The 11,067-nt window shown below is 29.2% G+C and carries 12 protein-coding genes; 6 read left to right on the top strand and 6 right to left on the bottom strand.

Annotation, left to right across the window (positions count from 1 at the left end; all coding sequences use genetic code 11):
- On the top strand, positions 1-831 hold an 831-nt coding region (gene purD / locus ACH2BO_RS07630; protein ID WP_395044156.1), incomplete at its 5' end, for a phosphoribosylamine--glycine ligase.
- Here the strand turns inward: purD and ACH2BO_RS07625 are convergent.
- A complete protein-coding gene (locus tag ACH2BO_RS07625) occupies positions 823-1,053 on the bottom strand; it encodes a uracil phosphoribosyltransferase (protein WP_395044155.1) in 231 nt (76 codons plus the stop codon). The genes purD and ACH2BO_RS07625 overlap by 9 nt on opposite strands.
- A gap of 136 nt (positions 1,054-1,189) precedes the next feature.
- Here ACH2BO_RS07625 and ACH2BO_RS07620 point away from each other — a divergent pair, with 136 nt between their 5' ends.
- Positions 1,190-2,119, top strand: coding sequence for a DUF6427 family protein (locus ACH2BO_RS07620; protein WP_395044154.1), 930 nt, complete (start codon positions 1,190-1,192; stop codon positions 2,117-2,119).
- On the opposite strand, the gene upp is transcribed toward ACH2BO_RS07620, so the two are convergent.
- Positions 2,114-2,767, bottom strand: coding sequence for a uracil phosphoribosyltransferase (gene upp, locus ACH2BO_RS07615; protein WP_395044153.1), 654 nt, complete (start codon positions 2,765-2,767; stop codon positions 2,114-2,116). The genes ACH2BO_RS07620 and upp overlap by 6 nt on opposite strands.
- 78 nt (positions 2,768-2,845) lie before the next feature.
- Between upp and ACH2BO_RS07610 the strand changes: the two genes are divergently transcribed.
- From ACH2BO_RS07610 to ACH2BO_RS07600, 3 genes are all read left to right on the top strand, one after another.
- Positions 2,846-3,451 (top strand): DUF4254 domain-containing protein, encoded by a 606-nt coding sequence (locus tag ACH2BO_RS07610; protein WP_395044152.1) that lies wholly within the window; start codon positions 2,846-2,848, stop codon positions 3,449-3,451.
- Between the two features lie 32 nt (positions 3,452-3,483).
- Positions 3,484-5,247, top strand: a complete 1,764-nt coding sequence (locus ACH2BO_RS07605) for an ATP-binding protein (RefSeq protein ID WP_395044151.1) — start codon at positions 3,484-3,486, stop codon at positions 5,245-5,247.
- A gap of 162 nt (positions 5,248-5,409) precedes the next feature.
- Positions 5,410-6,432: a glycosyltransferase family 9 protein gene (locus ACH2BO_RS07600; protein ID WP_395044157.1), complete on the top strand. Its 1,023-nt coding sequence runs from the start codon at positions 5,410-5,412 to the stop codon at positions 6,430-6,432.
- Between the two features lie 233 nt (positions 6,433-6,665).
- On the opposite strand, the gene ACH2BO_RS07595 is transcribed toward ACH2BO_RS07600, so the two are convergent.
- From ACH2BO_RS07595 to ACH2BO_RS07580, 4 genes are all read right to left on the bottom strand, one after another.
- Positions 6,666-7,262, bottom strand: a complete 597-nt coding sequence (locus ACH2BO_RS07595) for a mobile mystery protein B (RefSeq protein WP_395044150.1) — start codon at positions 7,260-7,262, stop codon at positions 6,666-6,668.
- A complete protein-coding gene (locus ACH2BO_RS07590; protein ID WP_395044149.1) occupies positions 7,253-7,714 on the bottom strand; it encodes a mobile mystery protein A in 462 nt (153 codons plus the stop codon). The genes ACH2BO_RS07595 and ACH2BO_RS07590 overlap by 10 nt, the downstream gene beginning before the upstream one ends.
- 157 nt (positions 7,715-7,871) lie before the next feature.
- Positions 7,872-8,180 carry a hypothetical protein gene (locus ACH2BO_RS07585; RefSeq protein WP_395044148.1) on the bottom strand — a complete coding sequence of 103 codons (309 nt, stop codon included), beginning with the start codon at positions 8,178-8,180 and terminating at the stop codon, positions 7,872-7,874.
- A 33-nt stretch (positions 8,181-8,213) separates the two neighbouring features.
- Positions 8,214-9,266, bottom strand: coding sequence for a 2Fe-2S iron-sulfur cluster-binding protein (locus tag ACH2BO_RS07580; RefSeq protein WP_395044147.1), 1,053 nt, complete (start codon positions 9,264-9,266; stop codon positions 8,214-8,216).
- 245 nt (positions 9,267-9,511) lie between these two features.
- Between ACH2BO_RS07580 and ACH2BO_RS07575 the strand changes: the two genes are divergently transcribed.
- Positions 9,512-10,978, top strand: coding sequence for a DUF5687 family protein (locus tag ACH2BO_RS07575; RefSeq protein WP_395044146.1), 1,467 nt, complete (start codon positions 9,512-9,514; stop codon positions 10,976-10,978).
- Positions 10,979-11,067 lie beyond the last annotated feature (89 nt).

Here is an 11,067-nt window from a genome sequence, read left to right as displayed (position 1 = left end):
AAAGCTGATGGTTTGGCTGCTGGAAAAGGCGTTTTAATAATTAAAGATTTGGCAGAAGCAAAAGCTGAATTAAGAAATATGTTGGTTCATGAAAAATTTGGAACCGCAAGCGCAAAAGTGGTTATTGAAGAATTTCTTGACGGAATTGAATTAAGTTGTTTTGTATTAACAGACGGAAAAAATTATAAAATTCTTCCAACGGCAAAAGATTATAAACGAATTGGCGAAGGCGATACTGGTTTAAATACTGGTGGAATGGGAGCAGTTTCTCCGGTTCCATTTGCGGATGCTATTTTATTAGAAAAAATTGAAAATCGAATTGTAAAACTAACAATTGCTGGATTGCAAAGCGACGGAATTGAATATAAAGGATTTGTTTTCATCGGATTAATAGTTGTAAAAGGTGAACCAATTGTTATTGAATACAATGTAAGAATGGGCGATCCAGAAACAGAAGTTGTAATTCCGAGATTGAAAAGTGATTTGGTGGAACTTTTTCAAGCGGTTGGAAGTCAAACACTAGATGAAGTTTCAATTGATATTGACGAAAGAAGTGCTGCAACAATTATGGTGGTTTCTGGCGGATATCCTGAAGATTACGGAAAAGGATTTGAAATTACTGGATTAGAAAACATAGAAGATTCTATAGCTTTTCATGCCGGAACTATATTAAAAGATGGAAAAGTGGTTACAAATGGTGGTCGTGTTATTGCCGTTACATCATTTGGCGAAAGCTTTCAAGAAGCCATAAAAAAATCTTACCAAAATATAGATAAACTAAATTTTGATAAGATGTATTTTAGAAGAGATATCGGTTTCGATTTATTTTAAGAACGAATGTGCCGTTGTATCTTGGTTTTCTTCATTGTTGTCTTGATGTTTTTTTAATTCTTTACACCAATATATAGTATATTTTGCACCAATAAGAATTAATGCCCAACTTACAATATTTGCCAACCACCAATTATCTAACTCTAATGCACGCAACCAATCGTGTGGTTTAAAAAGAAAATCAACAAAAAGTGATTGTATTGCTTCAAAAAATGCTTTCATCTCGTTAAGTTTTATTAATTATTTGTATTCGATGTAATTCGCTATTGAGTTTATTTTATTGAAAAAACTTTTGTATAGCTCATTTCATCTTTAAATAGATATTATATTTACAACCACAAAAGTATAAAATATACTCATGATAACAAGCGTTTTTAAAAAATCTACGCCATTAAATTACACTTTAATAATAATTTTAGTGTTATCCTTCTTTTTTTTGTATCAATTTCAAGTTACAAATCAAGCAAATTCTATCTTTGAAATTCTTCAAAAAGGTGTTTCATTAGTAATTATTTTGGGCTCTCTTTTTTTATCAAACTTTATTGTTAAAAAAAATGCTTTGACCAAGGATAGTATATTTACATTACTTTTTTATTTTATTTTATTGTTATTTTTCCCTTCAATTTTAAATAATTACACCTTAATTCTTTCTAATTTTTTCATTCTTTTGGCAATGCGAAGATTGGTTTCTCTTCAAACCTTGAAATCTCCAAAAGAAAAAATATTTGATGCATCATTATGGATTTTTCTAGCTACACTATTTCACTTTTGGGCTATTCTTTTTATTTTATTGGTCTATGTTTCTATAATTTTTCATGTTTCACGAGATTATAGAAATTGGTTAATTCCTTTTGTTGCTTTTTTTATCGTTTCAATTATTTTTATTCTTTACTCTCTTGTGTTTGATAAAACGATGATTGGATTCTATTTGAATAAATCTGGCATAAATCTGGAATTGGATTATTTTCAAAATGATTTTCAAAACATTGCATTATCAATATTTGCAGTATTTATTGTCTTTTTTAGTTCTTCGGCAATATTCACCTTAACCAATAAACCGCTAAATTTACAAGCATCTTACAAAAAAATAATCTTTGCTTTTTTTATCGGATTGACAATATTTATTATCACACCAAATAAAAACAACGATGTTTTGATTTTTACTTATTTACCATTATCAGTAATGGCGACAAATTTTATAGAGTATTCTCAAAATAAAATACAACAGGAAATTGTTCTCGTCGCATCAATTATTTTAGCTTTTTTTTGTTTCTTTTCTCAATTATAATTTACTTCCGTAGGCCAAATCTCCTGCATCGCCAAGTCCAGGAATAATGTAGTTTTTCTCATTTAATTTTTCGTCAAGTGCAGCAACCCAAAGATGACAATTGTTTGGAAGGTTTTCTTCTAAAAAAGCAATTCCTTCTGGCGCAGCAATTACAACTGCAATATGAATTTCTTTTGGTTTTTGTTCTAAATGAAGTTTGTTTAAAACCGCTACAATTGATTGACCAGTTGCCAACATTGGATCTATTAGAATTAAATTTTTATTTTCAAATGATGGCGCAGCTTGATACTCAACTAAGATTTCAAATTCATTATCATTGTTTGGATGATGACGATATGCTGAAACAAATCCGTTTTCGGCATTGTCAAAAATATTCATAAATCCTGTATGCAAAGCCAATCCAGCACGAAGGATTGAACACAAAACTACATTATCGGCAATTGTTGTAGTGTGTTTTATTCCCAAAGGAGTTTGCACATCAATAGATTTGTATTCTAAAGTTTTACTCAATTCATACGCCATAATTTCGCCAATGCGTTCAATGTTTTTTCTAAAACGCATGCTGTCTTTTTGAATATTAACATCGCGAATTTGAGCTAAAAAATGATTTAGAATACTGTTATTTTCAGATATATAATGAATTTGCATAATTTTGTTTCAAGTTTAAGGTTTCAAGTTTCAAGTTTAAAAGTATAAAAACTATCTTTGTAAAAAAAATATAACATTATGTTTTCAAAATTTGCTTATTCTATATTTGAACAAAGTATCAAGGATTATCATGTTTACGACAATGTAAACCAGCCAATTAACAATCCGTATCCAAAGGAAAAAATAGAACATTTATTGTATTTTAAAAATTGGATTGACACAGTTCAATGGCATTATGAAGATATTATTCGTGATCCAAATATTGATCCAGTTGCCGCATTGACTTTGAAAAGAAAAATTGATGCTTCCAATCAAGAACGTACTGATATGGTTGAATACATTGATAGTTATTTCTTGCAAAAATTTGCTTCTGTAGATGTTAAATCTTCAGCAAAAATCAACTCTGAATCTCCAGCTTGGACATTGGATAGATTGTCGATTTTGGCATTAAAAATTTATCACATGAATGAAGAAGCAACTCGTGTTGAAGCTTCGCAAGAACATAGAGATAAATGTCAAGAAAAATTGAACGTACTTTTGGAGCAAAGAACCGATTTATCTACAGCAATCGACGATTTGTTATTTGATATTGAAAGTGGTGATAAATTTATGAAAGTGTACAAACAAATGAAAATGTACAATGACGACGATTTGAATCCGGTTTTGTATCAGAATAAGAAGTAAATATTAATAAATTTATTAAGTACAATTTGTCTATGATAACAATTGAAAAATTAAAAAAATTCAAAGAGTCAGAAGACAAAGTTGAATTTAAAAGTTCGCAGCAAGGCAATTATTCATACAGTGGCGTAGGGAAAAAACATCCTGAAAACAGAAAATGTATTTTAGGTTATGTAACAGCACTTTGTAATGAAGGTGGCGGATTATTGGTTTTTGGTATGGGCGATAAACTTCCACATCAAGTTATTGGAACAAATCAAAGTATTGGAGCAGAAGGCGAACTTGAAGCCAAAATTTACAGAGATACTGAGATTAGACCAAATATTTACGAATTGTTTGAAAACGAGAAAAGAGTTTTAGTAATCGAAGTTCCTTCACGTCCTGCTGGAAAAGTTTTTAAGTTTGAAGATGTAGCTTTAATGAGAGTTGGAGAAGAATTAAAACCAATGTCTGATGAGGTTTATTTGAAAATTATAAATGAGCAAGAACCTGATTTTTCCCAACAATTTTGTGAAGATTTACAAATTTCAGATTTAGACGAAAAAGCAATTGCAGTACTAAAAGAAAAATACTCTTTAAAGCAAAACAATCCTAATTTTAAAACACTCTCTAACGAACAGCTATTATCTGATTTAGAACTTTTAAAGAACGGAAAGTTAACAAATGCAGCACTAATTCTTCTTGCCAAGAAAGAAATTTTAAACGAAAAGCTACCGCAAGCGGCAGTGATGTTAGAATATAGAAATTCTGAAAATCAGATACCTTTTGATAATCGAATTCCTTTTTCTCAACCTTTCTTTATTTTAATCGATGAACTTTGGAACACTATTAATTTAAGAAATGGAAGTTTCCCAATTCAAGATGGCGCTTATATTTTCAACATTCCTTTTTTTAACGAAGAAGTAATTAGAGAGTCTATAAATAACGCTATTACTCACAGAGATTATAGAAAAACTTCTGAAATAGTAATAAAACAGTTTCCTCAACGATTAGATATAATTAATGCTGGAGGATTTCCAATTGGAGTTAATTTAGAAAATTTGTTAAAAACACCAAGTACACCAAGAAATAGATTGTTAGCCGATGTTTTACAAAAAACAGGAATTGTGGAACGTTCAGGACAAGGAGTTGATAAGATATTTTACAACACATTAATTGAAGGAAAAGCCGAACCAGATTATTCAAAATCTGATAATTTTCAAGTAAGTTTAAAATTGTCAGCCGTGCTAGAAGATCGAGCTTTTGCATTATTTATTGTTGCTGTTCAAGATGAATTGCCTGAATCAGAAAAGTTATCAGTTTTAGAAGTGATTACCTTAAATATGATAAAAAAAGGAGTTAGTAAGAATAATTTAGATACTGAAATAGTTGCTAAACTTTTGCAAAAGAAATTAATTGAAAAAAGAGGTAAAACAAATGCTATTTATTATATCCTTTCTAAAGATTATTATGATTTTACAGATGAAAAAGCAAAGTATTACAATCTTCAAGAATTAGATGAAGGCGAAGTTTTATCAAAAGTAATGCAATTTTTATCTAAAGAAGGAAAAGCAAAAATGAAAGATTTTGTTGGACTTTTTGAAGATAAATTATCTAGAAAGCAAGTTAGAACAAGAATTGAAAAATTTGTTATAAATAAAATTCTTGAACAAAAAGGAGAAGGATCAAATTCAACTTATGAAGTTGCTGTTGACTATTTAAATAGAATGGAAGTAATAGGTGAAGCTATTATAAAAACATTGAATGATTTAGATAATAAAAAAGAAAAGACCAATAAAGGACCAAAAAAAGACCAGTAATTTGTTAAAAACTAAAGTGTTTTGTTAATAAGTCCGTTGTTAAGTCTTGATTTTCAGCATTTTTTTTAAAATGAAATGGCCAAAGAATGGCCAAAGAATAGCATACTAATAGTAAATTTGTCACAAAAAATCCAACATATAGCCATAATCCGACTCTCTGCAATGGGCGATGTTGCTATGACAATTCCTGTTATTAGAGCTTTTGTTGAGCAGCATGATGATGTAAAAATCACCATAGTTTCAAGACCTTTTTTCAAACCTTTTTTTGACGGAATTGACAACGTAAATTTCTTTGCAGTTGATGTAAAAAATCGGCACAAAGGTTTTCTAGGTTTGTTGCGATTGTATGCCGATTTGAAGCTACTAAATATTGATGCCATTGCCGATTTGCACAATGTTTTACGTTCTAAAGTAATCAGAACATTATTTGCCTTGAGCGGAAAAAAAACAGCTTTTACTGATAAAGGACGAAAAGAAAAGAAACAACTAACTCGTGCCGAAAATAAAGTTTTCAAACCACTGAAATCAATGTTTGAAAGACATGTTGAAACTTTTAATAAACTTGGTTTTTCTATCGATTTAAATAATCCAAATTTTCCAAAAAAAGCAATTTTATCAGAAGCAATTTTAAAGATTTCTAGCGAAAAAGAAAAGATTCCGAACTCTATCGGAACAAGTTGGATAGGAATTGCACCATTTGCACAATATGAAAGCAAAGTTTATCCACAGGATTTAATGAAAAAAGTGATTGATGATTTGGCATTAAATTTAAATAATATAATCTTTCTGTTTGGCGGTGGAACTAAAGAAATTGAAATTTTAAATTCGTTTTCTAAGAATAAAAATAATGTAATTACTATTGCAGGAAAGTTAAGTCTTGAGCAAGAATTGCAACTTATTTCCAATCTAGATGTTATGCTTTCTATGGATTCTGGAAATGCTCATATTGCTGCAATGTTGGGAATAAAAGTAATTACACTTTTTGGCGCAACACATCCTTTTTCTGGATTTTCTCCGTTCAATCAATCTATAGAAAATTGTTTGGTTGCTGATAGAAATCAGTTTCCATTATTGCCAACTTCGGTTTATGGAAACAAAAAAGTTGCTGGTTATGATGATGCTATGCGGAGTATTTCTGTGGATAAAGTGGTTTTCAGTGTTCAGTCGCAGTTGAAAGTTAAATAATTTTTCACATTAATCACAAATATATCTGATTATCTCGACAAATCCCTAAAATATAACTTCTTAAATTAGAAATAATTTCTTGATAATTCGGTGCTTTATACCCAAAACGTTCGTGTTCTAGTTGTTCTTTTTCAATAGCATTGCAACTTTTTATAACTTCCTTAATAATTAATTGTTTGTTTTTGTTTAGACTTTTTTTGTAAACCAACAGTAATCGATGTTAGCAACCATTTTTATTCTCTAGCAAATTTTATTAACGAATTTATATTGCCTTTGTCTGCTTCTCGGATAGCATTGATATAATTTTTTCGTGTATCATCTGCTTTTACCATATTTGAATGATTCCAAGTAAAGATATTATTTTTATAAATGGATTCAATAATAATATCAGCCATAATTCTAGAATGTCTACCGTTACCATTTGGAAAACAATGAATATTGACTAGTCGATGTTTAAATTGAATTGCAATTTCATCTGAAGAGTATGTTTCGTTTGCTATCCAGTATTTTGTGTCATCTAAAAGCATTTTCAAATCCACACCAATATTAATCCATTTTACCCCAATATTTTTTTCTGATTTCCTAAATTCACCTGCCCAAGCCCAAACATTTCCAAGCATTTTTTTATGTAAAGTTCTAATAAAATCTTCTGTTAGAATTTTCTCTTTATTGAGTTTACTTTCTAAAATCCATCTAATTGCTTGTTCAATATTTAATTGCTCATGCTCATTTAATTCTGAATGTGTAGTTATTGATTTTATTATTAATCCTTCTTTTTCTTCTTCACTTAATGGAGTTTGACCATCTTCATATTCTAATTCTAGTCCCATAATGATTTATTCATTTCTCGTTTTATCTCATTTGCTAAATCATCAATTGCCCGACTAATTTGTTCATCACTATTTCCTTGGTTTTCAAGTTTCATATTATGACTTGTTCTTAAAACTATCTTTTTGGCTAATTCTTCGGCTTTATAATTGACTAAATTTTCTACAGAACCTTTTTTAGAAACAAAACCATAGACAAATTCCATATCTAAAATTTGCCCTATTTCTTTTAATGATTTTATAGTAATAGAACCTGTTGCCTCTCTTTCTTCTATTTTTTTTACGCCTTGTCTTGTAATATTAAGTTTGTTGCCTAATTGCTCTAAAGTCATGTTTAGTGCTATTCGAATATTTGATATCCATCCTTGATCAGGAATTATTACCTTTTCAGTTCCTTGAAACGGCTTAAGTTTTTTATCTAATTGTTGGATTAATAATTTTTTGCGTGTTCTCATAACCATTTTATATTTCGAAACAAAAGTAAATATATTTATTTACAAATAAAACAAAAAGTACACTTATATGTTTACTTTAACGATTAAAAGTAAACATATAGGTGTACAAATAGGATAAAAAGTCAACTTAAATGTTTACGATAGAATGCTTTCCAATTCACAAATATATCTGATTATCTCGACAAATCCCTAAAATATAACTCTTTAAATTAGAAATAGTTTCTTGATAATTGGGTACTTCATACCCAAAACGTTCGTGTTCTAGTTGTTCTTTTTCAATAGCATTGCAACCTTTTATAACTTCCTTAATCATGTCGAGCATAATTAATTGTTTGTTTTTTTCTTTTTCAAATTTAAAATCTACAATTTCATCTTGTAACTTTTCGCAATAATCTATAAGCTCTTCCACTTCTGGTTCGTCTAGAAGAAAATCTTTGTCTTTAAATAATTGTCTAATGTTTTTCATAACTTGAAACTTTAAACCTGAAACTTTTTTTAACTATACATCATCATAATCAATAAAAATCTCTGCTGATGTTGGATGTGCCTGACAGGTTAAAATTAATCCTTCGGCAATTTCGCTATCAGTTAAAATAGAGTTTTTTCGCATTTCTGCTGTACCAGAAGTTATTCTTGCCAAACAACTGCTACAGATTCCACCTTGACAAGAATATGGAGCGTCAAGTCCTTGTTTTAAAGCAGCTTCAAGAATAGTTTGCTTTTGACTCATTTCAAATGTTGCTTCGTCGCCATCAACTAAAACGGTAATTTTTGTATGTCCATTGTGTGAAGTTGCCTCTTTATTCTCGGTTGTAGAAGTTGAAAATAATTCAAATTTTATATTTTTATCAGCAACATTGTGTTCTTTTAAAACAGTAGAAACTATATTTATCATTTCCTCAGGACCACATAAATAAAACTTAGAAAACTCTTTTACTTTATGCTTATCATTTAGTACAAAATTCACTGTTGATTTATCAATTCTTCCAAAAAGTTCGTTTTCAACTTTAGTTTGACTATAAACATAATGCACAAAAAATCTTCCTACATATTTTAGTTGTAATTCATGTAATTCTTGGTTAAAAATAGTTTCGTCTGGAGTTCTATTTCCGTAAACCAATACAAAAGTACTGTCTTTTTCATTGTTTAAAACCGATTTTAAAATCGACATAACAGGTGTAATTCCACTTCCGGCAACGAAAGCTGCGTAGTTTTTTTGTCGGTCAATTTGAGGTTCAAATGTAAATTTTCCTTCTGGTTGACCAACTTCTATAATATCACCAACTTTTAAGTTATCGTTAGCAAATTTTGAAAATTGTCCGTTTTTAACCGACTTAATTGCAATTCTTAATTCACCACTTTCTGGCGAAGAACAAATGGAATATGCACGACGAATTTCTTGTCCGTCAAGCGTTAATTTAAGATTAATATATTGACCTGCAACAAATTGATATGCAGATTGTAGTTCGGATGGAACATTGAAAACTACAGAAACTGCACTTGGAGTTTCACGTTTTACTTCTTTGATTTGTAATTTATAGAAAGCTGACATTATATTTTTTTTACAAAAGTATGAAATTAGGATTTATTTTATATTGTTATCAATGACAACCTACAATAAATCTTTAGCCAAAGACTCATAGAATATGAAGATTTATTATTAACTAAATCTGTGAATCTGTGGCTAAAAACTAATGTTATTCATTATTTCTGAATAAAAGTTTTTTTGAATGTGCTTAAACCTTGTAACAAATTTCTACATTTATAAACTAATTATCAAACCAAAACAACAAGCCAATGTTTAAACATTTTATTAACCTCGAATGGAAATCCTTCTTTCGTTCGGCTGCATTAGGAACTAACATTGCTATGAAAATCTTAATGGGTTTTTTTGCAGTCTATTTTATGATAATTTTTGTTGGTGCTGGAATTGGTGTTTTCTTTCTGATAAAAGAAGAATTAAAATTAGAACCACTTGCAACAATCAACAAATTTCTAATTTATTATTTAGTTTTAGATTTAATAGTACGATTTTTTCTTCAAAAAATGCCTGTTTTAAACATCAAACCTTTACTAACCTTACCTATAAAAAGAAACACAATTGTTCATTTTACATTAGGAAAAACAGCTTTATCTTTTTTTAATTGGACACATGCTTTTTTCTTTATTCCTTTTTCTGTAGTGTTGATCCTTAATGGTTATTCTGTTCTAAATGTAATACTGTGGCATTTAGGAATTATGGCCATGATATATTTGAATAATTTTATTAATGTATTAATCAATAATAAAAACAGTGTTTTTTATGTGGTTTTGTCAATTGTAGTTGGTTTTGCTTTAGCTCAATATTATAATTTATTTGATATTACCATTTATACAAAACCATTTTTTCAAGGAATGTTCGAAACTTTTTTTGTGTTTTTAATTCCAATAGTATTAGTTATTGCTGCCTATTATTTTGTGTTTAATTATTTTAAAAGTAATTTAAATTTAGACGAAGCTTTGGCTATTAAAAAAGACATAGCCAAAACCGAAAACTATGCATTTTTAGATCAATTAGGAACTCTTGGAACGTTCTTAAAAAACGACATCCGATTATTAAGAAGAAACAAACGCTCAAAAACAACGTTGATAATGAGTTTCTTATTCATCTTTTACGGATTGTTGTTTTTTACCAATTCTATCGAAGCTTATCAAAGTCCGATGTTTCAGATTTTTGCAGGAATTTTTGTTTCAGGTGGATTTCTTTTCACATTTGGGCAATTTGTTCCAAGTTGGGATAGTGCTTATTATCAATTAATGATGAGTCAAAACATTCAATACAAAGAATACATCAGTTCTAAGTGGTGGTTGATGGTTATAGGAACAATAATTTCAACAATTTTAGCATCTTTTTATTTGTTTTTTGGTGTTCATACTTATTTATTAATTGTAGTTGGCGCCATTTTTAATATCGGAGTAAACTCACATTTGGTAATGCTTGGTGGCGCATTTGTAAAAACTCCAATTGATTTATCTACAGGAAAAGGAGCTTTTGGCGATAAACAAGCGTTCAATATAAAAACTATGTTAATTGCACTACCAAAAATGCTTTTACCAATGTTAGTTTATGCTTTAGGATATTATGTTTTTTCACCAAACATTGGATTGTTGTTTGTTGCTTTAGCAGGAATTTTAGGATTTGCATTTAGGAATTATGTTTTCAATCAAATTGAAAAAATCTATAAAAAAGAAAAATATGCAACCATTGCAGCATACAAAAGGTAGAGTTGTTGCATTGCAAAAGCTTCACATCAAAGTCAACCAAAAAACAAACAAACAATGATACAAGTAAATAATCTTTCAAAAATATATAA

It is taken from the genome of Flavobacterium sp. (genome assembly GCF_043773265.1).
In the GTDB taxonomy this organism is placed as follows: Bacteria; Bacteroidota; Bacteroidia; order Flavobacteriales; family Flavobacteriaceae; genus Flavobacterium.
This window is presented reverse-complemented; position numbering and strand designations above follow the sequence as displayed.